20 protein-coding genes and 1 pseudogene are annotated in these 22,609 nt (G+C 70.1%); 11 read left to right on the top strand and 10 right to left on the bottom strand.

The features are described 5' to 3' along the window. Complete coding sequence (locus tag ACWIHT_RS13385) at positions 1–1,398, top strand: OFA family MFS transporter (RefSeq protein WP_456167559.1); 1,398 nt, start codon at positions 1–3, stop codon at positions 1,396–1,398. 94 nt (positions 1,399–1,492) lie between these two features. Here the strand turns inward: ACWIHT_RS13385 and ACWIHT_RS13380 are convergent, their stop codons facing one another. The 4 genes from ACWIHT_RS13380 to ACWIHT_RS13365 form a co-directional block, all read right to left on the bottom strand. Next, positions 1,493–2,170, bottom strand: a complete 678-nt coding sequence (locus ACWIHT_RS13380) for a GntR family transcriptional regulator (protein WP_456168017.1) — start codon at positions 2,168–2,170, stop codon at positions 1,493–1,495. Between the two features lie 229 nt (positions 2,171–2,399). Next, complete coding sequence (locus ACWIHT_RS13375; RefSeq protein WP_456167557.1) at positions 2,400–3,338, bottom strand: beta-ketoacyl-ACP synthase III; 939 nt, start codon at positions 3,336–3,338, stop codon at positions 2,400–2,402. A 149-nt stretch (positions 3,339–3,487) separates the two neighbouring features. Further along, on the bottom strand, positions 3,488–3,622 hold the full coding sequence (locus ACWIHT_RS13370) for an MFS transporter small subunit (RefSeq protein ID WP_456167555.1): 135 nt from the start codon (positions 3,620–3,622) through the stop codon (positions 3,488–3,490). Beyond that, positions 3,591–4,922 (bottom strand): OFA family MFS transporter, encoded by a 1,332-nt coding sequence (locus tag ACWIHT_RS13365; protein WP_456167553.1) that lies wholly within the window; start codon positions 4,920–4,922, stop codon positions 3,591–3,593. The genes ACWIHT_RS13370 and ACWIHT_RS13365 overlap by 32 nt, the downstream gene beginning before the upstream one ends. A 289-nt stretch (positions 4,923–5,211) precedes the next feature. Here ACWIHT_RS13365 and ACWIHT_RS13360 point away from each other — a divergent pair, with 289 nt between their 5' ends. The 3 genes and pseudogenes from ACWIHT_RS13360 (at position 5,212) to fdhD (ending at position 7,233) form a co-directional block, all read left to right on the top strand. Continuing rightward, entirely contained in the window at positions 5,212–6,183 is a 972-nt protein-coding gene (locus ACWIHT_RS13360) for a 2-dehydropantoate 2-reductase (RefSeq protein ID WP_456167551.1), read from the top strand. A 31-nt stretch (positions 6,184–6,214) separates the two neighbouring features. Beyond that, positions 6,215–6,325: pseudogene (locus tag ACWIHT_RS13355) on the top strand (2Fe-2S iron-sulfur cluster-binding protein); the annotation flags it as partial. 59 nt (positions 6,326–6,384) lie between these two features. Further along, entirely contained in the window at positions 6,385–7,233 is an 849-nt protein-coding gene (gene fdhD / locus ACWIHT_RS13350) for a formate dehydrogenase accessory sulfurtransferase FdhD (RefSeq protein ID WP_456167549.1), read from the top strand. Positions 7,234–7,305: 72 nt separating this feature from the next. Here the strand turns inward: fdhD and ACWIHT_RS13345 are convergent, their stop codons facing one another. Then, positions 7,306–8,136, bottom strand: coding sequence for a LysR family transcriptional regulator (locus ACWIHT_RS13345; protein WP_456167547.1), 831 nt, complete (start codon positions 8,134–8,136; stop codon positions 7,306–7,308). A 152-nt stretch (positions 8,137–8,288) separates the two neighbouring features. On the opposite strand from ACWIHT_RS13345, the gene ACWIHT_RS13340 reads away from it, so the two are divergent. Next, a complete protein-coding gene (locus tag ACWIHT_RS13340) occupies positions 8,289–9,008 on the top strand; it encodes an SDR family oxidoreductase (protein WP_456167545.1) in 720 nt (239 codons plus the stop codon). A gap of 86 nt (positions 9,009–9,094) precedes the next feature. Here ACWIHT_RS13340 and ACWIHT_RS13335 read toward each other — a convergent pair whose 3' ends face one another. Both ACWIHT_RS13335 and ACWIHT_RS13330 read right to left on the bottom strand, forming a co-directional pair. Beyond that, positions 9,095–9,643 carry an isochorismatase family protein gene (locus tag ACWIHT_RS13335; RefSeq protein WP_456167543.1) on the bottom strand — a complete coding sequence of 183 codons (549 nt, stop codon included), beginning with the start codon at positions 9,641–9,643 and terminating at the stop codon, positions 9,095–9,097. A 19-nt stretch (positions 9,644–9,662) separates the two neighbouring features. Next, on the bottom strand, positions 9,663–10,100 hold the full coding sequence (locus tag ACWIHT_RS13330; RefSeq protein WP_456167541.1) for a MarR family winged helix-turn-helix transcriptional regulator: 438 nt from the start codon (positions 10,098–10,100) through the stop codon (positions 9,663–9,665). Positions 10,101–10,183: 83 nt separating this feature from the next. Between ACWIHT_RS13330 and ACWIHT_RS13325 the strand changes: the two genes are divergently transcribed. The 3 genes from ACWIHT_RS13325 (at position 10,184) to ACWIHT_RS13315 (ending at position 14,379) form a co-directional block, all read left to right on the top strand. Beyond that, complete coding sequence (locus tag ACWIHT_RS13325; protein ID WP_456167539.1) at positions 10,184–11,101, top strand: quinone oxidoreductase family protein; 918 nt, start codon at positions 10,184–10,186, stop codon at positions 11,099–11,101. Positions 11,102–11,258: 157 nt separating this feature from the next. Beyond that, entirely contained in the window at positions 11,259–13,130 is a 1,872-nt protein-coding gene (locus tag ACWIHT_RS13320; RefSeq protein ID WP_456167537.1) for an exo-alpha-sialidase, read from the top strand. A 10-nt stretch (positions 13,131–13,140) separates the two neighbouring features. After that, on the top strand, positions 13,141–14,379 hold the full coding sequence (locus tag ACWIHT_RS13315) for a hypothetical protein (RefSeq protein WP_456167535.1): 1,239 nt from the start codon (positions 13,141–13,143) through the stop codon (positions 14,377–14,379). Here ACWIHT_RS13315 and ACWIHT_RS13310 read toward each other — a convergent pair. After that, entirely contained in the window at positions 14,312–15,328 is a 1,017-nt protein-coding gene (locus ACWIHT_RS13310) for a bile acid:sodium symporter family protein (RefSeq protein WP_456167533.1), read from the bottom strand. The genes ACWIHT_RS13315 and ACWIHT_RS13310 overlap by 68 nt on opposite strands. Positions 15,329–15,511: 183 nt before the next feature. Between ACWIHT_RS13310 and ACWIHT_RS13305 the strand changes: the two genes are divergently transcribed. Next, the gene (locus tag ACWIHT_RS13305; protein WP_456168015.1) at positions 15,512–16,381 is read left to right on the top strand and encodes a LysR substrate-binding domain-containing protein; all 870 of its coding nucleotides are present in this window, start codon (positions 15,512–15,514) and stop codon (positions 16,379–16,381) included. Positions 16,382–16,533: 152 nt separating this feature from the next. On the opposite strand, the gene ACWIHT_RS13300 is transcribed toward ACWIHT_RS13305, so the two are convergent. Together ACWIHT_RS13300 and ACWIHT_RS13295 are read right to left on the bottom strand one after the other, a co-directional pair. Next, entirely contained in the window at positions 16,534–17,679 is a 1,146-nt protein-coding gene (locus tag ACWIHT_RS13300) for a DUF3500 domain-containing protein (RefSeq protein WP_456167531.1), read from the bottom strand. Positions 17,680–17,913: 234 nt separating this feature from the next. Further along, positions 17,914–18,918 (bottom strand): Lrp/AsnC family transcriptional regulator, encoded by a 1,005-nt coding sequence (locus ACWIHT_RS13295; protein ID WP_456168013.1) that lies wholly within the window; start codon positions 18,916–18,918, stop codon positions 17,914–17,916. A 117-nt stretch (positions 18,919–19,035) separates the two neighbouring features. Between ACWIHT_RS13295 and ACWIHT_RS13290 the strand changes: the two genes are divergently transcribed. Next, positions 19,036–20,535, top strand: coding sequence for an MFS transporter (locus ACWIHT_RS13290; RefSeq protein WP_456167529.1), 1,500 nt, complete (start codon positions 19,036–19,038; stop codon positions 20,533–20,535). A gap of 242 nt (positions 20,536–20,777) precedes the next feature. Further along, positions 20,778–22,604: an AMP-dependent synthetase/ligase gene (locus ACWIHT_RS13285; RefSeq protein WP_456167527.1), complete on the top strand. Its 1,827-nt coding sequence runs from the start codon at positions 20,778–20,780 to the stop codon at positions 22,602–22,604. The last annotated feature ends 5 nt before the right edge of the window (positions 22,605–22,609 follow it).

Raw genomic sequence — 22,609 nt, 5'->3', positions numbered from 1 at the left:
ATGACCGCAGATCCCATCACCACGAACGAATCCGGCGCCGCGAACCGTCCCTACCGTGAAGTGACCGACGCCAACGGCCGCGTCTACCGTGTCGGCGAGACCGACCGCGACATCCTCGGCCACTCCCGCAAGATCATGATCTACCTCCCCTGGATCGCCATGATGGCGATCAGTGTCTTCGAGTACGCGTACGGCTCCGCGGAGGACACCCTGTCCAGTGCGCACGGCTGGACGCAGAGCAACACCTTCTGGATCCTGAGCATTTGGGTGTTCTTCCAGGCCGGCATCGCCTTCCCGGCGGGCTGGATGCGGGAGAAGGGCATCCTCACGGCCCGCAAGGCGATGTACGTCGGCTCGGTGATGTGCGTGATCGGTTTCCTCGCGCTGTCGCACCTGGACAACGTGTGGCTGGCGATCATCGGCTTCGGCGTCATCGGCGGTGTCGGCGCCGGTCTGGTCTACGCGACCTGCATCAACATGGTCGGCAAGTGGTTCCCCGAACGGCGGGGCGCCCGCACCGGGTTCGTCAACGGCGGCTTCGCGTACGGCTCGCTGCCGTTCATCTTCATCTTCAACTACGCCTTCGACACCGGGAATTACCACCGGGTCCTGGATCTGATCGGCTGTTACATCCTGATCGTGGTGTTCGGGTGCGCGTTCTTCTTCAAGGACCCGCCGAAGAACTGGTGGCCCGCCGACATCGATCCGCTGACCTACGGCGGCAACGACAAGAGCGCCACGAGCCTCGCCAAGAACCCTCCTGCCGTACGGCAGTTCACGCCCAAGGAGGCCATCCGCACCGGCATGCTGCCGCTGATGTGGCTGTCGATCGTGCTGACCGCCGGGGTGTCGATCTTCGGGATCTCCTTCCAGGTCGACTTCGCGAAGGACGTCGGCTTCGGCCCACTGGTGGCTGCCTCGTCGATGGGCGTCATGGCCGTCATCAACGGCATCGGCCGCGCGGTGGTGGGCTGGCTGTCCGACCTGTGGGGCCGCAAACTCACCCTGGTCTTCGTCATCCTGGTCCTGGGGCTCGCCCAGTTCGGTGTGATCTGGGCCGGGCATCTGCGCAGCGAGTGGCTGTTCCTGTTCTTCGCGTTCCTGTCCGGTTTCGGCGGCGGCGCGTTCTACCCGATGTTCGCGGCCCTGACCCCGGACTACTTCGGCGAGAACTTCAACGCCACCAACTACGGCCTGGTGTACAGCGGCAAGCTCATCAGCGGCCTGTTCGGTGGCGGTCTCGGCTCCATGGTGGTCGCGGCCTGGGGCTACAACGGGGCGTACGCGCTCGCGGGCGGCGTCTCGATGGTGGCGGCGGCGATCGCGTTGTTGCTGCGCCAACCGGGGCGCGGGGACAGGGAGTTGGCGACGGTACCCCAACCACAGCCCGCGACCTGACAGTTGGCCCCACGGCACCGGGGCGGAACCACGTACCTGGAACCGCCCGATGGCCCTCCCCGATACGGGAGGGCCATCGCCCGGCTCGGGCGAGTCAGGACTTCTCGCGCTCGTGGTACGACCGCCGGGTGTGCTCGGTGTGTTCCCTCATCAGCAGGCTCGCGCGCAGCTCGTCGCGGGCCGCGATCGCGTCGATCAGGTGACGGTGCTCGATCCAGGACGTCAGCCCGCGCTGCCGGGCCACCGGCGTGTAGTACCAGCGGACGCGGCGGTCGACCTGTGCGGCGAGTTCGGCGAGGACGGCGTTGCCGGCCAGTTCCATGACCTTCGCGTGGAAGCGGGCGTTCATGGCGACGGCGGCGTCCACGTCGTCGGCGTCGACGGCCCGCTCACCCTCCGCGCACAGCTCCTCCAGGGCGGCGATGCCTGCTTTGCCCGCGTTGGCGGCGGCGAGCCGGGCGGCCTCGGCCTCCAACAGGGTGCGTACGGTGAGGAGTTGGTCGGCCTCCTCCTCCGTCGGCTCGTGCACGAACGCGCCCTGGGCGGGCCGCAGATCGACCCAGCCCTCGGTGTTGAGCCGCTGGAGCGCTTCCCGCACGGGCTGCCGGGACACCCCCAGGTGCCCGGCGAGTTCGCTCTCGACGAGGTGCTGGCCGGGCTGTAGGGCGCGCGTGGTGATGAGTTCGAGCAGCGCCTCGTAGACACGGTCGCGCAGCGGGCCCGGGCGTTCGAGCTTGGGCACCGCTCCCTGCGGCAGTCCTGCGGACAACATCACGGTCCCCTCCTTGGCGGCGCCCCGCCTTGTGCCTATGGGCCCGCGTGTACGGGCCGGTGCATGCGGGCTTGTGCATACAGACGTGTGCAGACGAGTTTTCGCATACGGGCGGCGCGGCCACTGCGGCCGGAAATCCAGTATGGATTGTCTTTCGTCTACAGTCTACGGCGCACAGTAGCCAGAGGGTATGGCGGTCACTCTCGCCACATCGGGGCGTATGCGCAGGTCAGGGACACCGGACGACCTGACCGGCGTACGACAGATTTCCGCCGAAGCCGAACAGCAGGACCGGATCGCCGGTGCGGACGGCACCCTGTTCGACGAGCTTCGAGAAGGCGAGAGGGATGCTGGCGGCGGAAGTGTTGCCCGATTGGATGACATCGCGGGCGACGACCGCGTTGACGGCGCCGATCTTCTCGGCGAGGGGCTCGATGATGCGCAGGTTCGCCTGGTGGAGGACGACGCCGGCGAGGTCGGCGGGGGTCAGGCCGGCCTTCTCGCAGGCTTTGCGGGCGATGGGCGGGAGTTGGGTGGTGGCCCAGCGGTAGACGCTCTGGCCCTCCTGCGCGAACCGCGGGGGCGTGCCCTCGATCCGTACCGCGTGGCCCATCTCGGGCACGGATCCCCACAGGACCGGTCCAATGCCGGGTTCGTCGGCGGCCTCGACGACGGCGGCGCCCGCTCCGTCGCCGACGAGGACACAGGTCGTACGGTCGGTCCAGTCGGTGACCTCGGACATCTTGTCGGCGCCGATGACCAGGGCCCGTACGGCCGCTCCCGCGCGGACGGCGTGGTCGGCGGTGGCCAGGGCGTGGGTGAAGCCGGCGCACACGACGTTGATGTCCATGGCGGCGGGCGAGGGGATGCCGAGGCGGGCGGCGACGCGGGCGGCCATGTTCGGGGAGCGGTCGATGGCCGTGGAGGTGGCGACCAGGACCAGGTCGATGTCCTCGGGCGTCAGGCCGGCCGCGGCCAGCGCCTTGGCGGCGGCGTGCGCGGCCAGCTCGTCGACGGGTTCGTCGGGTCCGGCGATGTGACGGGTCCGGATGCCCACCCGGGAAGTGATCCACTCGTCACTGGTGTCGACCATGCCCGCCAGGTCCTTGTTGGTGAGTACCTTGGCGGGCTGGTAGTGGCCGACGGAGGCGATCCGCGTGCCGTTCATGGGTGGTTCCCCTCGTTGCCTTGGGTAGCGGGATCCACCAGTCTTGCCAGTGACTCGCGGGTACGACGGCAGGTGATGCCACAGGAAACTGCCGTCCGGGTTGTCGGCTTCCGTCAGCCGTCCCACGGTCGACGGTATGCACCGAACATTCAGCCGGTGAACAGCTGCTTCGCCTTGAGGACGAGTTCGTACAGGCCGTACACGAGGGGTGCGCCGACCCAGAGCCAGGCGAAGGCGATCAGCGGTCGTCGGTCAGGCGGACTCTGACTGGTGTCGTTCGACATCGACGGCCTCCCTCTGGGCGGGGATGTGGTGGCGGGCGTTGACGGGCCGGACGAGTTCGTTGGCGACGAAGCCGACGACGAGGAGACCGATCATGATCAGGAAGGAGGTGTCGTAGAGGGAGGCGCCGTGTTTGCCGGCGTCCTTCTGGTGGTCGGCGATCCAGTTCACGATCAGCGGCCCGAGGACTCCGGCCAGGGACCAGGCGGTGAGGAGCCGGCCGTGGATCGCGCCGACCTGGTAGGTCCCGAAGAGGTCCTTCAGGTACGCGGGTACGGTCGCGAAGCCGCCGCCGTAGAAGGAGAGGATGACCAGCGCGCAGAGGATGAACAGCGGCTTCGAGGAGTCGCCGAACAGGGCGATGAGGGCGTACATGATGGCGCCGACGCCCAGGTAGACGCGGTAGATGTTCTTGCGTCCGATCAGGTCGGAGGTCGACGACCAGCCGATACGGCCCGCCATGTTGGCCGCGGAGAGCAGCGCGACGAAGCCGGCGGCGGCCGACACCGAGACGGGTGTGGAGGTGTCCGCGAAGAAGTCCGTGATCATCGGGGCGGCCTTCTCCAGGATGCCGATGCCCGCGGTCACGTTCATGCACAGGACGACCCACAGGCACCAGAACTGCGGGGTGCGCACGGCGCTGTTGGCGGAGACCTGGACGCCCGACAGAACGCTGGGCGCGTTCTCGACGGGCTTCTCGGTGCGCGGCACCCGGACCAGGAGCACGCCGAGTGTCATGAAGACCGCATACGAAAGACCGAGTACAAGAAACGACTGCGCGATGCCGGTGTGGTCGGAGCCGAACGACTTCAGCATCTGAGCCGTCCATGGGGAGGCGATGAGCGCGCCGCCGCCGAAGCCCATGATGGCGATGCCGGTGGCCATGCCGGGCCGGTCCGGGAACCACTTGATCAGGGTCGAGACCGGTGAGATGTAGCCGATGCCGAGGCCGATGCCGCCGACGAAGCCGTAGCCGAGGACGATCAGCCAGAACTGTTTCGTCTCCGCGCCCAGCGCGGAGATCAGGAAGCCGGAGGAGAAACAGATCAGGGCGACGGTCATCGCCCAGCGCGGCCCGTTGCGTTCGACGAGGGTGCCGCCGAACGCGGCCGACAGTCCGAGCATGACGATGGCGAGCTGGAAGGGCAGCGCGCTCTGTGTGCCGCTGAGGTTCAGTGAGGATTCGAGCGGCGGCTTGAAGACGCTCCAGGCGTAGGCCTGGCCGATGGAGAGGTGCACCGAGAGGGCGGCGGGGGGAACCAGCCAGCGGCTCCACGCCGGGGGTGCTACTGGGGGACTCATGATCCCGGACGGTAGGGAGTGGCAAGGGAGTTGAGAAGGCGGCGCGTCGACCGCATGCGATGAGCGGTATGCAGAGTGCGCCGAACGGTCGCCGCCGGAAAGGTCGTTGACGCAGCGGTCGTTGTCCGAACCCTTGCCGACCGCCGACCATCAACTCCATACTGTAGACAATATTTCGTCGACACTGTTCGTCTGCCGTCCGCACTGTCCGGACGGCAGTCACGGCAGTCACGGCACAGCCCCAGCAGCCACCTCCGCGGTACTCCCCTCGACCGAACGGAGAGTCCCAGTGAAAGTCGCAGTCCTCGGCGCCGGTGCGATCGGCGCCTATGTCGGCGCCGCGCTCCACCGTGCGGGCGCCGATGTGCATCTCGTCGCCCGTGGACCGCATCTCGCGGCCATGAGGCAGCACGGCGTCCAAGTCCTCAGCCCGCGCGGCGACTTCACCGCCCGCGCCCACGCCACCGACGACCCGGCGGAGATCGGCCCGGTCGACTTCGTCCTGCTCGGTCTGAAGGCCAACTCGTACGCGGCGTGCGGGCCGCTGATCGAGCCCCTGCTGCACGACACCACGGCGGTGGTGGCGGCCCAGAACGGCATCCCCTGGTGGTACTTCCACGCGCACGGCGGACCCTACGACGGGCACCGCGTCGAGAGTGTGGACCCGGACGGCGCGGTCAGTGCGGTGCTCGCGCCCGAACGGGCCGTCGGCTGTGTCGTCTATGCGGCAACGGAGCTCGCGGGCCCGGGAGTTGTGCGCCATCTCGAAGGCACCCGGTTCTCGATCGGGGAGCCCGACCGGAGCGTTTCGGCGCGCTGTCTCGCGCTGAGCGAGGCCATGCGGGCCGGCGGGTTGAAGTGCCCGGTCGAGCGGGAGTTGCGCAACGACATCTGGCTCAAGCTGCTCGGCAACATCTCCTTCAACCCGATCAGCGCGCTGGCCCGCGCCACCATGCGGCAGATGTGTCTGCACGGCGGTACCCGCAGGGTCATCGAGATCATGATGACCGAGACGCTCTCGGTCGCCGAGGCACTGGGCTGCGAGGTCGGTGTCTCCATCGAGCGGCGGCTGGCGGGCGCGGAACGCGTCGGTGACCATCGCACCTCGACGCTCCAGGACCTGGAGCGCGGCAAGCCGCTCGAACTCGACGTACTGCTCGCGGCCGTCGTCGAGTTGGCGGAGATCACCGGCGTGGAGGTGCCCACCCTGCGCACCGTGCACGCCATCTCGGACCTGCTCGCGCTGGGGAGCGCCGCGTGAGGAGGAGCGGGTGGGCCGTCGGCCCGATCCGTACGTGCAGGACAATGAGAGCGTGAGGGTCACCTCGTCGCACGACGGCCCGGTGACCTACGGCGACTTTCGCGGCAGGGGCCGTTTCGACCACCAGCACGTACAGGCACGTACGGACAAGTACAGACACACACAGAACCAGACACGTACAGAACCGGGGCTGATCAGGACATGGGACGAGTCACGGAACGACGCAAGGTGATCCGGATCCGCGACGGCGCGGTCTCCAGCCGTCCGGACACGCTCGTCGCCGAGGAGCCCCTGGAGATCCGGCTCAACGGCAAACCCCTCGCAATCACCATGCGGACACCGGGCGACGACTTCGCGCTCGCGGCCGGGTTCCTGGTCAGCGAAGGTGTACTGGCGAACGCATACGATCTGCGGAACATCGTCTACTGCGCGGGGGCGACGGTCGACGGTACGAACACGTACAACGTCGTCGATGTGCGCACCGCCCCGGACGTGGTGATTCCGGACATCACGCTGGAGCGGAACGTGTATACGACGTCGTCGTGCGGTCTGTGCGGCAAGGCGAGCCTGGACGCGGTCCGTACGACGACCCGCTGGCCGATCGCCGACACTCCCCCGGTCCGTGTCGAGCCCGCGCTGCTCGCGAGCCTCCCCGACCGGCTGCGCGCGGCCCAGCGGGTCTTCGACCGGACCGGGGGTCTGCACGCGGCGGCCCTGTTCAGCGAGGAGGGCGAGCTGCTGGACGTACGGGAGGATGTGGGCCGGCACAACGCGGTCGACAAGCTGGTCGGCCGTGCCCTCCAGAACGGGGACCTGCCGCTGTCGCGGGTGATCCTGCTCGTCTCGGGCCGGGCCTCGTTCGAGTTGGCGCAGAAGGCCGTGATGGCCGGGATCCCGGTGCTGGCGGCGGTGTCGGCGCCCTCGTCGCTGGCCGTGGATCTGGCGGCGGAGACGGGTCTGACCCTGGTGGGCTTTCTGCGGGGCAGCAACATGAACGTGTACGCGGGCGAGGACCGCATCGCCCTGACGGCCGTGGCCGGCCAGGGCTGACGCCCTCGCCCCGCGGCACGGCGGCGGGGCCCCGGTCGGCGGGGAGCGCCCCCTGCGCCGCGGGGCCCCGCCTCAGTCCCGGCCCTCGACGCCCTGCGCGGCCCGTACGAATTCCGTGACGAGGGGTGAGCGGCGGGCTGTCTCCCAGGCGAGGAGCACCTCGTCGGGGTCGGCGTCGGTGACGGGGACGTAGGTGATGTCGAGGCGGAAGTACTGCTCGGCGACGGAGACCGGGACGAGGGTGATGCCCGCTCCGGAGGCGACGTTCTCGAACTTCTCCTCGATGCTGCGGATCGGTACGTCGTCGGGGTCGGGGTGGGGGTTGAGGTAGCGCAGCCAAATCTCGCCGTCGAGGTCGGCCAGGACGAGGTCCGGTTTGCCGGCGAGCCGGTGGTCGGCGGGGAGCATCGCCACCCGGGGCTCGGTGAACAGCGGGAGCAGGGTGAGGCCCTGTTCGCGGATGGGGCGGCGCAGGTAGGCGAGGTCGACGGTGCCGTCGAGGATGAGCTGTTCCTGGTCGTCCCATTCGACCCGGCGGGCCTTGACCTCGGCCTCGGGGTGGGCGGCGGCGAAGGCACGCAGCGTGGGGGTGATGACGACACCGGCGCGGAAGCCGACGACGAGGCGGTGCGGCCCGTGTGCGGCGCGCTGCACCCTGCGCCGAACGGCGTTGGCGGAGGCGAGCAAGGTCCGTCCGTCGTCGAGGAGTTGGCGCCCGGCGGAGGTCAAGGTCACGCCGTGGCTGTCGCGTTCGAAGAGGGTGGCGTCCAAGTCCTTTTCCAGGGCCCGGATCTGACGGCTCAACACCGGTTGCGCGATGTGCAGTTGTTCGGCCGCGCGCCCGAAGTGGAGCAGTTCGGCCACCGCCACGAAGTAGCGGACCTTCCGCAGGTCGAGATCCATGGGTGCCACCGCCTCCCTGCCACTGTCACTGCCGGCGCTGTCGCCGTCGGCGATGCCTTCAGGGTATCGCCGTCGCCGAAAGAGGTCTTGGACGGCGGGGTGGCGGCGACCGCAGGCTGGACGACGTCACAGCGACACGAAAGGGGCAGGTCATGGGAGTGCGAGGACAGCGGGTCGTCGTCATCGGCGGTACGGCGGGCATCGGGCTCGCGGTCGCGGAGGCGGCCGGGCGGGAGGGCGCCCGGGTGGTGGTCGCCTCGCGCCGGCAGGAGAGTGTGGACGCGGCGCTGAAGCGGCTCCCGGAGGACGCGGAGGGCCGGGTGCTCGACGCGAGCGACGAGAGCACCGTACGGGACTTCTTCGCGGGGCTCGGCGGCTACGACCATCTGGTGTACACGGCGGGTGAGGCGCTGCTGATGGAGAGCGTGGCGGAGTCCGACCTCGGGCGGTCCCGGGCGTTCCTGGACACACGGCTGTGGGGTGCGTACACGGCGGTGAAGTACGGTGCGGGGTCGATCCGGGAGGGCGGTTCGGTGGTGCTGACCACGGGTACCGCCGGGCGCAGGCCGCTGCCGGGTACGTCCGTGGCCGCCGCGCTGTGCGGGGCGATGGAGTCGCTGACCCGGGCGCTGGCGCTGGAGTTGGCGCCGCTGCGGGTCAACGTGGTCGCGCCCGGTCTCGTCCGCACGGAGCTGTGGCGGGAGTTGCCCGACGAGGACCGGGACGGCCTGTTCGCGTCCGTCGCCGGGTCGCTCCCGGTCGGCCGGATCGGTGAGCCGGCGGATGTCGCCGAGGCGTATCTGTATCTGATGCGCGGCGGCTACAGCACGGGGTCGACAGTGGTCGTGGACGGCGGCACCCTCCTCGTGTGACGGCCGGGCCGCACTTCTCGACTCCCTTGCGCACTGGGGTCAACTCCCTTCCGCACGGGGGTCAACTCCCTTGCGCACAGGGCGTCTCAGCCTCCCGGCGTGAACCCCACCTCCGCCGCCGTCACGACCGACCCCAGCCGTGGGAAGTCGAGTCTGACCGACGCCTGGTGTTCGGCGTCGGTGAGCGCGCTCATGGCGTCCTCGACGAAGACGAGTCGATACCCGAGGTCGCCGGCGGCGCGGGCGGTGGACTCCACACCGAGGTTGGTGGCGATTCCGCCGAACACCAGGGTGTCGACGCCCCGTTGGCGCAGGTGCTCGTCAAGTCCCGTGCCCTGGAAGCCGCCGATCGTCCGCTTCACGATCTCCAGGTCGCCCTCCCCGGCCAGTCCGGCGGCGAGTCCGCTGCCGGAGGGCTGTTCGGCGATGCCGGGGCGTTCGACGCGGACCAGTACGACGAGCGCTCCGGCGGAGCGGAAGGCGGTTGCCAACTCCTCGGCCACGGACAGGACTTCGGTGCCCTTGTACGGTTCGAGCGGCAGCGCGACGATGCGGTCCATCAGATCGACGAGGACCAGGGCGGTGCGCTCGGGGTCGAGGGCGAGCCGGGGTTCGGGAGTCTGCGGTGGGGTCATGACGGAACGTTAGCTCCCGTCAGCCGTCCGTACCGGAGATCCGGATCAACAGGTCCATGAACCGGTCGCGTTCGGCCGCCGTCAGTGGTGCGAGGAGCCGGTCGTTGGCCTCGCGGGCCGCCTTCTCGCACCGCTTCAGCAGGCGTGCGCCCTCCGTCGTGAGCGACACCGCGTTCTTGCGGCGGTCCTCGGGGTCCGGTTCGCGGACGACCAGATGGGCGGACTGGAGGTCGTTGAGGACGCCGACGAGGTCCTTGGGGTCGAGCCCGACACCGCGGCCGAGGTCGGCCTGGGCGACGGGGGCGAGGTCACGGACGGCGGAGAGGACCACGTGGTGCCACATCTTGAGGCCTTCGGCGGCCAGGGCGTCGGCGACGAGGGCCCGGCCGCGGGCGGCGGCTCGGCCGAGGAGCCAACTGGGCAGGGAGCGGATCGCGGGGAGGGGTGCTTCGGCCATGTGCGCAGCCTACTCGGAATTCGTTGGACTTCCCAATGAAATCGTGAATATCATTGGACCTCCCAACGATTCTTGGAGGTGCGATGCGTCGCGTCCGGTACGAGTCCACCGGCGGCCCGCTGTTCCTGGAGGAGGCCCCCGTGCCCGACCCCGGGCCCGCTGAACTCCTCGTCCGCACCGAGGCGATCGGGGTCACCCTGCCCGTCGTCCGCAAGGTCACCGAGGCCGCCGAACCGATCCCGCTCGGCGGCGAGATCGCGGGCGAGGTGGTCGCCGTAGGACAGGAGGTGACCGGGTTCCGGGTGGGCGAGCGGGTGACGGGGCTGTGCTTCGGGCACGGCTACGCCGACTTCGCCGTCCTCCACGAGGCCATGGCCTCCCCTGTGCCCGGCACCGCCTCCGCCGTCGACGCGGTGGCGCTCGTCCGCGGCGGGCTTGTGGCCCTCGGCGCGCTGGACGCGGCCCGGCCCGAGCCCGGCGAGGCCGTGCTGATCACGGCCGCGGCGAGCGGAGTCGGGCATCTCGCCGTGCAGTTGGCGAAGGCGCGGGGTGCGGGGCGGGTCGTGGGCGCGGTCTCCGATCCGGCGAAGGGTGACTTCGTGCGCGCCCTGGGTGCCGACGAGGTGATCGGCTACGACGCGTTGGGCTCGGTCGAGCCCGTCGACTGCGTACTCGACGCGGTGGGCGGCGAGTTGCTCACCCCGGCGGTGGCGGCGCTCGTCCCGGGCGGGCGGCTCGTGGCGTACAGCTCGGGCGGCGGGACGATCCGGGCGTACGACCTTCTCGTGGGCGCGAAGTCCGTGATCGGGTTCCAGATCGCGCGGATCGCGCGCGGGAGGCCGGAGTTGTACGAGCGGTGGCGGCGGGAGCTGTGGCGGTTGGTCGCCGAGGGTGCCCTGAAGCCTTTCGTGCACGGGGAGTTCGGGCTGGCCGAGGCGGCGAAGGCGCACGAGGTGATCGAGTCGCGGGGCAATCTGGGCAAGGTCGTACTGCGGCCCTGAGACACCGACCCCGCCCCTGTCGCCCCGTCAACTTCCTTGACACCGAACGCTGCACGCTTCTTGTGAGGCTCCGGATGCCCCAACTAACGTCTGTGGCGCGCCCGTTGGACGTGGGATGTCCGGATGTCAAGACGAATGAAGGGCAGGTAGCACCACCATGCCGTCAAGTCTTCGCGCACGTCTGAGATCCACCCTCACCGCCGCACTCACCCTGGCCGCGCTGCTCGTCCTCCCGAGCCCGGCCCACGCCGCCGCCCAAACCACCAGCCCCGCACCGGAGTTCACGCAACAGGTCCTCTTCAAGGCGTCCCAGGACCCGGGCTACGCCTGCTTCCGGATCCCGGCCGTCGTCAGGACCGACGACGGGACGCTGCTCGCGTTCGCCGAGGGCCGGATCCTCAACTGCGGTGACGCCACCGACATCGACATCGTCGTCAAACGCTCCACCGACGACGGCGCCACCTGGAGCCCCTTGCAGGTCGTCAACCACGGCGGCGGCGACACGCACGGCAACCCGGCGCCGATCGTGGACCGCGAGACGGGCCGGATCCTGCTCGCCGAGACGTACAACACGGGCCGTACGGACAGCGCCAGTTGCTCGGTCCCCTGCGACCGCACCCCGCACCTCCAGTACAGCGACGACGACGGTCTCAGCTGGTCGCAGCCGCGTGACCTGAGCGACGAGATCCTGCCCCCGAACTGGAACTCCTGGTACGCCACCGGCCCCGTGCACGGCATCCAGCTCACCCGCGGCAAGCACCGCGGCCGGCTCGTGTTCGGCGTCAACACCGAGACCTGGGACGGGAGTCGGGTCACCGCGAACAACGCGGCACTGATCGTGAGCGACGACGGCGGCGACCACTGGAAGATCGGTGCCACCGACTCGTACCCGATCGCGGCCGACGGGACCTGGCGGCAGAAACCGTCCGAGGTGACGATGACCGAGCGCACCGACGGCTCGATCCTGGTCAGCGGCCGTGAGCAGGACGGCACCGACCTGGGCCACCGCACCCAGGCGGTCAGCCGCGACGGCGGCGACAGCTTCACCGCACCCTTCCGCGACCTCCCCGACCTGTACGCCCCGCAGGTCCAGTGCGCGACCCTCGGCCTCGGCTCCCGCATCCTGCTGTCCTGCGACGCGGACCCCGACCGCCGCCGCACGATGATGATCCGGTCCTCCTACGACGGCGGGCGCACCTGGGACAGCGTGGACCGCGGCACGGTGGTGACGAAGGACTGGTCCGGCTACTCGGACATGGCGCGGATCAGCGGGGACACGGTGGGGCTGCTCTACGAGGGCGGTGCCGTGTCGGCGACCGACGAGATCCGCTTCGCCCGCTTCAACGAGGCCTGGCTGCAACCGCGTCGGGGCCCGGACCCGACGACCGCCGACCTCGCCCCGCACGCCAAGCGCGCCGCCGTGCTCGGCGGCGCCCAGGAGACGGACGGCGTGTCGGGCGGCGCGCTGTCCTTCGACGGTGTCGACGACGCCGTACGACTGCCCTACAGCGACCGACTGCCCCTGGGGACAAAGGACTTCACGGCTTCCCTCTGGTTCCGCTACACCGCGACGACCGGCGATCAGCCGTTCCTGTGGATGGGCGGGGTCGGTACCAGTCAGCCGCAGGTGTGGCTGCGCGGTGAGCCCGCCGGCAACCATGTGCGGGCGCTGATCACCACCCGGGACGGTGCGACCGCCGTCCACACCACCTCCGTGGTCACCGTCGGCGCCTACAACGACGGGCAGTGGCATCACGCCGTGGTGCGGCGCGGAGGTGGGCAGTTGACGCTGTCCGTGGACGGAACGACGGTGAGCACGGCGGATGTCGTGGGGTCCGTCAGCCGCAACTCGCCGTTCGGCGTGCACCTCGGCCAACGCGTGGACAGCCTCCAGTACTTCACCGGGGCCCTCGACGAAGTCCACGTCTGGGACCGGCTGTTGACGGACGACGAGCTGGCCGCGCAGCAGCCGCCGACCGCCGGGACCGTGCTGTGGCTGCCCATGGACCATGTGAGCGGCAGCCACTAACGTCCCGGGCGTGCCCGAGGACCGACGAGCACGACAGCGGACGGGAGCCGGGGTCGGCCTGCTGCTGGCCCTGGCTCTCGCGGCCGTGCTGCTCACCGCCCTCCCGAAGGACCACGACCGGGAGGGCGGCGGCACGTGCCCGGCCCGTACGGTGCGCTCCTGGTCTGCCGACACGAAACTCACCGACGCCTTTGCCGCGTACGGCGACGACGCGACCCGCACCGACGACTGGACCGGCGGCGACGGCAGCCACTCGGTGCGGTTGCCGGACGGGCGGGTGCTGTGGCTGTTCTCCGACACCTATCTCGGCCAGGTGCACGGCCCGCCCAACCCGGTCGGCGAGTCGTATGTCTGGCGGGACACCACGGCGCCGCTGGTGCGCGACTCGGCGGTCGTGATGCGTGACGGGCACCCCCAACTCACCCTTCCCGCACCGCTGTTCCCCGATCCGGGCCCCGGCGAGTGGCGTTGGCCGGTCGCGGCCCGGGTCGAGCCGCGCTCCCCCGGCTCGGCCGAGTCCGTCGTACGGGTGCTGCTGTGGACGCGGACGGCGGGGGCGTATCCGTGGATCTACGGGGTGCCGACCGCGACGGAGGTGGCGACGTTGTCGCTGCCGGATCTGCGCGTGGAGTCGATCGTGACCGTCTTCGACCAGCGGTTGGTCCAAGACCCGTCCCGGCGGGTGCAGTTCGGGACGACGCTGGTCGCGGTGGGCGGGTGGGCGTATGTCTTCGGCGGGAACGACGCGCAGGCGGCGGCGCGGCCGACGTCCTCGGCGTATGTGGCGCGGGTGCCGGAGGGCCGGCTCGGGGAGCCGGGCGCCTGGGAGTACTGGGACGGCTCCGGGTGGACGGCCCGGGCCGGACCGCGGGCGGTGCTCGGGGACGGTCGACACACCGGTGTGGGGAGCGCGTTCTCGGTGCTGCGGGACGGGCGGACGTACGTCCTGTTCACGATGGCGGCGGGGAGCCGGGGGCTGACCACCGTGACCTCGTACTGGGCCTGTTCGCCCGTCGGGCCGTGGCACGGGCCAGCGAGGGGGTTCAGTCCGCCGCTGCCGGTCGGGCAGGTCGCCGCGTACAACCCGCAGACGCATCCGGCGCTCGGCGGCGGCGGGCGGATCGTGCTCAGCTACGACGTCAACTGGCTGGACGCGACGGCCGGTTCGGCGGCCTGGAACCTCAGCCGGAATGTGTCGCTGTACCGACCGCGGTTCGTGACCCTGCGGTTGGGGCCGCCGCCTCGGTGACTTCGGGCTGTGGATCGCGGGCGCGGCGCTTGGCGATGACCGCGCACACCATCAGCTGCATCTGGTGGAAGAGCATCAGCGGGAGTACGGCGAGGGAGGCGTGGGCGCCGAACAGGACGCTGGCCATGGGGAGTCCGGAGGCCAGGGACTTCTTCGAGCCGGCGAACTGGATGGCGATCCGGTCCTCCCGGTCGAAGCGCAGCGCCCTGCCGCCGTACCAGGTCAGGGTGAGCATCACGGCGAGGATGACGGCTTCGACGGCGAGCAGTCCGGCCAGGCGCAGGGCGCTGACCTGGTGCCAGATGCCCTGGACCATGCCCTCGCTGAACGCGGTGTAGACGACGAGGAGGATCGAGGCGCGGTCGACGTAGCCGAGGACCTTCTTGTGCCGGGTGATGAAGCCGCCGACCCACCGTCGCAGCAGCTGCCCGGCGAGGAACGGCACGAGGAGTTGCAGCACGATCTTGACGACGGAGTCGGCGGAGAAGCCGCCCGCGTTGCCGCCGAGCAGGGCGGCGGCCAGCAGCGGGGTGATGACGATGCCGGCGAGGGAGGAGAAGGAGCCGGCGCAGATCGCGGCGGGTACGTTGCCGCGCGCGATCGAGGTGAACGCGATCGAGGACTGGACGGTCGAGGGGACGAGGGTGAGGAAGAGCAGCCCCTGGTAGAGGGGGTGGGTCAGGAGCACGGGGACGAGGCCGCGGGCGGCCAGGCCGAGCAGCGGGAAGACGATGAAGGTGCAGGCCAGGACAGTGGTGTGCAGTCGCCAGTGCTTGAGGCCGTCCAGTGCCTCGCGGGTCGAGAGGCGGGCGCCGTAGAGGAAGAAGAGGAAGGCGATGGCGGCCGTGGAGGCGCCCGAGGCGACGTCGGCGCCGGTGCCTCGGGCGGGGAGGAGTGCGGCGATGCCGACCGTCCCGAGGAGCAGCAGGATGTAGGGGTCGATCGGCATCCGACTGGGCCATCGCAGGCGTTTCACTGTGCTCCACCGTCTCGCTGTACGTCCGCCCGTCCGGCGCGGACCCGTGCCCTCCCCATCGTCCTCTTCCGCCGCTTGATCGGGAATCCGTCATACCGCTCTGACTGTCATCACGTTTCACGATGACCGGCTACCGTGTATGCCATGGTGTATGCCATGTACGACCTCTCTCACCTGCGGACTTTCCTCGCGGTGTCCCAGACGCTGAGTTTCACGCAGGCCGCGCGGCGGCTCGGGCTGCGCCAGTCGACGGTGAGCCAGCATGTGCGGCGGCTGGAGGACGCGACGGGGCGGCAGCTGTTCACCCGGGACACGCACTCCGTGGAGCTGACGGAGGACGGCGAGGCGATGCTCGGTTTCGCACGCCGGATCCTGGAGGTGCAGGAGCAGGCGTCGGCGTTCTTCACCGGCACCCGGCTGCGCGGCCGGCTGCGCTTCGGGGCGTCCGAGGACTTCGTGCTGACCCGGCTGCCGGAGATCCTGGAGGGCTTCCGGTACGACCATCCCGAGGTCGACCTGGAGCTGACGGTGGAGCTGTCCGGGACGCTGCACGAGCAACTCGCCGCCGGGAAGCTGGACTTGGTGCTGGCGAAGCGGCGGTCCGAGGACCCCCGGGGCGAATTGGTCTGGCACGACAAGCTGGTGTGGATCGGCGCGGAGCGGCTCCGCCTGGACGCGGACCGTCCGGTGCCGCTGATCGTCTATCCGCCGCCGGGGATCACTCGGGCCCTCGCCATGGAGGCGTTGGAGCGGCAGGGGCGGGCCTGGCGGATCGCCTGCACGAGCGGGAGTCTGAACGGGCTGATCGCCGCCGCCCGGGCGGGACTCGGGGTGATGGCGCACTCGAAGGGGCTGGTGCCGCCGGGACTCGTACGGGTACCGGAGCGGGCGGGGCTGCCGGAATTGGGTGAGGTCGATTTCGTGCTGGTGCACGGGCGGCGCAGGGTTTCCGCACAGGGGGCGGCGGACGCGCTGGCGGCGGCAATTCTGGCGGGTGGGGATCGGCTGCATCGGCGCGGTCCGTAATACCGGTGGCATCGGCGTTCCATTGCGGGGCGATGCCGATGTCGAATTCCGCGAGGGCGGAAGAAAAGACGCCGCACAAGAAATATTGACCGAGGAAATACGCGACAGCGGGCGGCGCTGTCGGTCAGGAGCAGCGCCGCCCGTCATGCGGTTCAAGAGAACGAGAACTCTCCTCCGTAGTCGGTGTCGTGGTCGCGGTAGACGCTGCTGTAGCCGAGTTGGCTGGTGTCGACGACGCCGTCCTCGACCGAGAACTCGATCCAGACGCCGGGTCCGTCGATGCGTACGTAGTCGCCGGCGGTGTCCAGGTCGGTGGTGCCGGAGTAGGAGATGTAGGTGTCGTCGAGTTCCGACTTGTAGGTGCTCAGGGTGGACGCGGCGGTCGTGTCGTCCGCGGCCTCGACCCAGGGGGTGATGGCGTCGAGGATCAACTGCTGCTGGTCGTCGGTGAGTTCGCTGGCCGCGATGCCTTCCTTGGTGCTGGGGAAGTCGCCGTCGTCGTCCGGGCCGAGCACGACGTCGGTGGTGGTGTCGGAGAGCTTCGCCTCGGTCAACTCGTCGTCGGTCAGGCCTTCGAGCATCGAGACCAGGCCGTCGTGCATCCCGGACAGGGGTGCGTAGGTGGTGCTGTCGTCGGTCCAGCTGACGGGTTCGACGCCGGCGAAGTACGGGGTGGCGCCCTCGACCTCGCCGTCCTTGTAGGTGAGGTTGACGGCCAACTGGTCGCCTCCGAAGTGGAGTTGCCAGGTGCCGGTGGTGCTGGGGGTGCCGAGGAAGGCGAGGTAGTAGTTGCCGCTGCCGTAGCTGCTGTCGGTCTCGCCGAGGACGTCGTCGGCCGCGAGGATCTGGGAGATCTGGTTGTAGCCGGTGTCGGTGCCGGTGCCCGTGGCGGCCTCGACCACGGCCTTGGCGGCGGCGAGTTGGGTGTCGCTGAGCGAGCTGAGTTCGATGCCGACCCGGCAGGTCGCGCCGCACGAGAGGTTCGACCAGGCGACGGCGTTGGCCTGGGTGAAGTCGAGGAGTACGTCGGCCTGTTGGTCGTCGTCCAGGGTGTCGAGGAAGGTGCTGGCGGCGTCGACCACGTCCGAGGCGGAGGTGCCGGTCCCGGCGGAGTTCGAGGGCACGATCGAGGACGGGCGGGCGGATCCGGGCGTGGACGGGGAGCTGGATCCGGGGGTGGATTGGGACTGGGATCCGGGGTCAGAGGCGGAGGCACTGCTGGACGGGTCGGACTGGACGGAGGCGGCGTTCGCGTTGGCGTAGAGCCCGCCGCCGAGGAGGGCCGTCGCTGCCGCCAAGGCGCCCACCACCTTCCTGTGGCGTCCCAGAGACCTGCGGTGAGCGTTTTTGGTCTTCAATTCGATATTCCCTTCAGGGGTCTCGCCCCGAGGACTTCCCATGATTTTTTCCAGCACCGGAAAAGATCTTTGTGGAAATCCCTGCGGCATCGCTTTGGACGAGCCACATTCGATCCCCGAACACTGTGTTTAACGCCTCCGAGTGCTTGGTGTTGAGCATGATTTATCTTGAACTTACTTTGAGGGAGCGCGAGTTGAGGGCGAGTTGAGCGGAAGCGTCCGGTACGTCAGTTGTTTGACCCGGCGCAGAAACGGGCTCGCCTCCACGTGCCGCACTCCGTCGAGCCCGCCCAGGGGTCCGCTGAGGTAGTCGTAGAGCCCCGCCGTGTCCTTGACGACGGCCGTGACGACGATGTTGGACGGGCCGGCCGTGGCGGACGCGTAGGCGATCTGGTCGTGCGTGGCCAGTGCCTCGCCGACCGAGTGGAGTGCCGCGGGGGTCGCCGTGATCCACAGCACGGCGGCACGCGGGTAGCCGAAGACCTCCGAGTCGTACTCGATGTCGATGTACACCGCCCCGGAGCCGATCAGCGTGGCGAGGCGGCGTTTGACGGCGGACTCGGAGCGGCCGGTGGCGCGCTGGAGTTCGGGGTAGCCGGCGCGTCCGTCGCGTTCGAGTACGGCGATCAGGGCCTCGTCCTCCGGTTCGATGCGGGCGGGGCCCGGTGTCGGCGCCGGTTCGGGGAGCAGGGCGGTGATCTGGTCGTCCGCCAGCACTTTGAAGCGGCGCAGCCAGCCGGTGGGGCCGCCGTAGAAGCGGTGCAGCATCTGGTGGGCGCGGATGTCCAGGACGCTGGGGGTGCGCGGGAGTTTGCCGAGCAGGAGGTCGTCGTAGTCTCCGGGGTTGCGGGGGCGGGTGAGGCAGACGATCTCGGTGCCGCCGGAGGCGAGGCCGATCCAGGCGGTGTCGGGGCGTCTGGCGAGGGCGTCGGCGATGTTGAGGGCATTGTCGGGGGCGCAGCGCAGTCGCAGCATCCACTGGTCCTGACCGAGGCGTTCGGCGTCCCGGATGGCGACGACGCGCAGGCCCGCCTCGGCGGTGAGTCGGCGGAAGCGGCGGGCGACGGTCTGGTCAGAGGCGCCGAGGACCGTGCCGAGGCGGCTGAAGGAGGCGCGGCCGTTGATCTCCAGGGCGGTGAGGAGTTCCATGTCGAGCCGGTCGAGGGTGTCGGATTCCATCTCCAGCACGGCTGCTCCTGTCGGATTCCGGCGATGAGGTGCCCGGTTCGGCGGTGATCGTCCGGGAGGAGCCCATCGTACGGAGAACTGATTTTCCGGGACAGGGGAGTTGAGGGCATGCGTACATGGGGGCCGCTGACGGCGGTGTGTCTGGGCACGTTCATGTTGTTGCTGGACGTGACGATCGTGGTGGTGGCGCTGCCGGACATGGCGCGGTCGCTGCACGCGTCGTTGAGTGACCTTCAGTGGGTGGTCGACGGGTACGCGCTGGCGTTGGCCGCGCTGCTGCTGGGGTTCGGGGCCGCCGCCGACATTCTGGGGCGGCGGCGGGTGCATGTGGCGGGTCTGGTGCTGTTCGCGGTGGCGTCGCTGCTGTGCGGGCTCGCGGGCGGGCCGGGTCCGCTGGTGGCCGCGCGGGCCGTGCAGGGGGTGGGGGCGGCGGCGATGCTCGCGACCACGCTGCCGTTGCTGGGCTCGGTGTATCAGGGGCGTCGGCGGTCGGTGGCGCTCGGAGTGTGGGGCGCGGTCAGCGGCGGGGCCGCGGCGGTCGGGCCGGTGCTGGGCGGGGTGCTCACCGAGGGGCCGGGCTGGCGGTGGATCTTCTTCGTGAACCTGCCGGTCAGCGTGGCCGCGGTGTGGCTGACGCTGCGGGTGGTGCCGGAGTCGAAGGGGCCGCGCGGGATGCGTATCGACTGGCTCGGGACGGTGGCGTTCGCGGGGTTCGCGGGCGGGGTGACGTACGCGGTGGTGCGGGCCGGGGAGGACGGCTGGGGTGCGACGCCGACGCTCGTGTCCTTCGCGCTGGCGGCGCTCGCGCTGGTCTGTTTCGTGCTGGTGGAGCGGCGGGTCGCGCATCCGCTGCTCGATCTGGCGCTGCTGCGCAAGCCCGCGTTCGTGGGGGTGCTGGCGGGCGGGCTGGCCTTCAACGGGGTGGCGTTCGGCGGGATGCCGTATCTGTCGATCTGGCTCCAGACGGTGCTGGGGATGAGTCCGGTGCGCGGCGGGCTGACGCTGTTGCCGCTGACGGGGGCGGCGGTCGTGGTGTCGGTGCTCGCCGGGAAGCTGCTGCACGGGGTGCCGGCACGGCTGACCGTCGGCGGCGGACTGCTGCTGATCGGTACGGGGTGTTTCTGCCAGGCCGTCCTCGGCGCCGGTTCGGACTGGACGGCGCTCGTGCCCGGGCTGGTCCTGGTCGGTGTCGGTACGGGGCTGGTGGCGCCGGGGATCGCGGGTGCGGCGCTCGCCGCGGTGCCTGCCGAGCGGGCGGGCATGGCGGGCGGCGCGATGAACACCGTACGGCAGCTGGGGTACGCGCTCGGTGTCGCCGTGTCCGGGACCGTCCTCACCTCGCGGATGCGGGACACGCTCCCGCACGACGCGGCGCACACGCTCGCGGGCGGCGGGGCGGGGGCGTTGCGCGGAGTGTTCTCCGAGCACGCGCTGCGGGCGGCGTTCGCGTCGGGGCTCGACTCGGCGTTCGTGACGGCCGGGTTCGTCGGGACGGCGGCCGGTGCGCTGGTCCTCGTGCTGGTCGGGGCCGGTCGCGCGGAGCGTGGCGGGGTGACGGAATCGGCCGGGCGGGCGCTGAGTGAGGAGGAGACGGCGTCGTCCGGGTGACGTCGCACGAGGGGGGGGCGACGGGGGTAATCGGGTCGTACAGATTCAGTGGAGATTACGGGGCCGAAACCTACGGAACCGTAAGGATTTCTGTCCGACCCTTCCCCTTGTGAGGGCATTTTCCGGCGCTGACCTGTGCGGACGTGAGGAGTGCTCTGATTCCGGCCCCCTCCCGCCCTTCCGTCCGGTGGGGTAGCTTTCACCGCGCCGTGGGGAGCGTCGACGAGAGCGGGGAGCGGGGTTTGCGCGAGTTCACCAACCCTCCGTCGGCGTTGGCGCCGCCGGTGGGCGGTCTGGCCGACGTCGTGTTCGAGCGTGCCCAGGACGACCCCCTCCACGTGTCCCTCGGCCGCAAGGACGAGCAGGACCGGTGGCGGGACGTGACCGCCGCCGAGTTCCGCGACGAGGTCCTCGCCCTCGCCAAGGGGCTGCTGGCCCGGGGCGTACGGTTCGGCGACCGGGTCGCGATCATGTCCCGCACCCGCTACGAGTGGACGCTGTTCGACTTCGCGCTGTGGACGATCGGCGCCCAGGTCGTACCCGTCTACCCCACCTCCTCGGCCGAGCAGTGCTTCTGGATGCTGCACGACGCGCAGGTCTCGGCGGCGATGGTCGAGCACGAGGACCACGCGATGACCATCGCCACCGTCATCGACCGCCTCCCCGCGCTGCACCAGCTGTGGCAGCTGGACACGGGCGCCGTGCAGGAGTTGTACGACGCCGGCGCGCACATCGAGGACGAGGTGGTGCACCGCCACCGCCAGGCCGTCACCCCGGACTCGACCGCGACGATCATCTACACCTCGGGCACCACGGGCCGCCCCAAGGGCTGTGTCATCTCGCACGGCAACTTCATGTACGAGGCGGACACCGTCATCGACCGCTGGGAGTCCGTCTTCCACTCGAAGAAGGGCGACGAGGCGGCGACCCTGCTGTTCCTGCCGCTGGCGCACGTCTTCGGGCGGATGGTGCAGGTCGCGGCGATCCGCGGCGGGGTGCGTTTCGGCCACCAGCCGCAGCTCAACGCCGCCGCCCTGCTGCCCGACCTGGTCGCGTTCAGGCCGACGTTCATCCTGGCCGTGCCGTACATCTTCGAGAAGGTCTTCAACGCGGCCCGCCGCAAGGCGGAGAAGGACGGCAAGTCGGGGCCGTTCGAGAAGGCCGTCGAGATCGCGGTGAAGTACGCGGACGCGGTCGAGGAGAAGGCCTGGGGCATCGGCCCGGGACCGTCCGCCGGACTGCGGATGCAGCACCAGCTGTTCGACAAACTCGTCTACTCCAAGGTGCGGGCCGCCATGGGCGGCCGGATCCGCAACGCCATGTCCGGCGGGTCGGCCATGGACCGGCGGCTCGGACTGTTCTTCGCCGGTGCGGGGGTGCAGATCTACGAGGGCTACGGCCTCACCGAGTCGACGGCCGCCGCGACCGCCAACCCGCCGGAACGCACGCGCTACGGCACCGTCGGGCAGGCGGTCCCGGGTGTGACCGTGCACATCGCGGACGACGGCGAGATCTGGCTGAACGGCCCCAACGTCTTCCAGGGGTACCTCAACAACCAGAAGGCGACCGACGAGACCCTGCACGACGGCTGGCTCGCCACCGGTGACCTGGGCTCCCTCGACGAGGACGGCTATCTCACCATCACCGGCCGCAAGAAGGAGATCCTGGTGACCTCGGGCGGCAAGAGTGTCGCGCCGGGGCTGCTGGAGGAGCGGGTGCGGGACCATCCGCTGGTCTCGCAGTGCATCGTCGTCGGCAACGACCGCCCCTACATCGCCGCCCTCGTCACCCTCGACCACGAGGCCGTCGAGCACTGGCTCACCATGCGCGGCAAACCCCGGATGACACCGGCGGAACTGGTGCGGGACACCGACCTGGAGACCGAGGTGCGGCGCGCCGTGGTCGCCGCCAACACCCAGGTCTCCCAGGCCGAGTCGATCCGCACCTTCCGCATCCTGGCCCAGCCGTTCACCGAGGAACACGGTCTGCTGACCCCGTCCCTGAAACTGAAGCGCAAGGCCATCGAGAACGCCTACGCCAACGAGGTCGAGGCGCTGTACCGGTCCTGAACTCC

The sequence above is a fragment of the Streptomyces sp. NPDC002276 genome, from assembly GCF_053891435.1.
The sequence above is the reverse complement of the archived record's forward strand: the minus strand, read 5'-3'. Positions and strand labels throughout refer to the sequence as shown.

Bases quoted from the DNA above. Each gene is read 5' to 3' on its own strand.
- ACWIHT_RS13385 (WP_456167559.1), top strand. From the start codon at position 1: ATGACCGCAGATCCCATCACCACGAACGAATCCGGCGCCGCGAACCGT.
- ACWIHT_RS13380 (WP_456168017.1), bottom strand. From the start codon at position 2,170: ATGTTGTCCGCAGGACTGCCGCAGGGAGCGGTGCCCAAGCTCGAACGC.
- ACWIHT_RS13375 (WP_456167557.1), bottom strand. From the start codon at position 3,338: ATGAACGGCACGCGGATCGCCTCCGTCGGCCACTACCAGCCCGCCAAG.
- ACWIHT_RS13370 (WP_456167555.1), bottom strand. From the start codon at position 3,622: ATGTCGAACGACACCAGTCAGAGTCCGCCTGACCGACGACCGCTGATC.
- ACWIHT_RS13365 (WP_456167553.1), bottom strand. From the start codon at position 4,922: ATGAGTCCCCCAGTAGCACCCCCGGCGTGGAGCCGCTGGCTGGTTCCC.
- fdhD (WP_456167549.1), top strand. From the start codon at position 6,385: ATGGGACGAGTCACGGAACGACGCAAGGTGATCCGGATCCGCGACGGC.
- ACWIHT_RS13345 (WP_456167547.1), bottom strand. From the start codon at position 8,136: ATGGATCTCGACCTGCGGAAGGTCCGCTACTTCGTGGCGGTGGCCGAA.
- ACWIHT_RS13340 (WP_456167545.1), top strand. From the start codon at position 8,289: ATGGGAGTGCGAGGACAGCGGGTCGTCGTCATCGGCGGTACGGCGGGC.
- ACWIHT_RS13335 (WP_456167543.1), bottom strand. From the start codon at position 9,643: ATGACCCCACCGCAGACTCCCGAACCCCGGCTCGCCCTCGACCCCGAG.
- ACWIHT_RS13330 (WP_456167541.1), bottom strand. From the start codon at position 10,100: ATGGCCGAAGCACCCCTCCCCGCGATCCGCTCCCTGCCCAGTTGGCTC.
- ACWIHT_RS13325 (WP_456167539.1), top strand. From the start codon at position 10,184: ATGCGTCGCGTCCGGTACGAGTCCACCGGCGGCCCGCTGTTCCTGGAG.
- ACWIHT_RS13320 (WP_456167537.1), top strand. From the start codon at position 11,259: ATGCCGTCAAGTCTTCGCGCACGTCTGAGATCCACCCTCACCGCCGCA.
- ACWIHT_RS13310 (WP_456167533.1), bottom strand. From the start codon at position 15,328: ATGCCGATCGACCCCTACATCCTGCTGCTCCTCGGGACGGTCGGCATC.
- ACWIHT_RS13305 (WP_456168015.1), top strand. From the start codon at position 15,512: ATGTACGACCTCTCTCACCTGCGGACTTTCCTCGCGGTGTCCCAGACG.
- ACWIHT_RS13295 (WP_456168013.1), bottom strand. From the start codon at position 18,918: ATGGAATCCGACACCCTCGACCGGCTCGACATGGAACTCCTCACCGCC.
- ACWIHT_RS13290 (WP_456167529.1), top strand. From the start codon at position 19,036: ATGCGTACATGGGGGCCGCTGACGGCGGTGTGTCTGGGCACGTTCATG.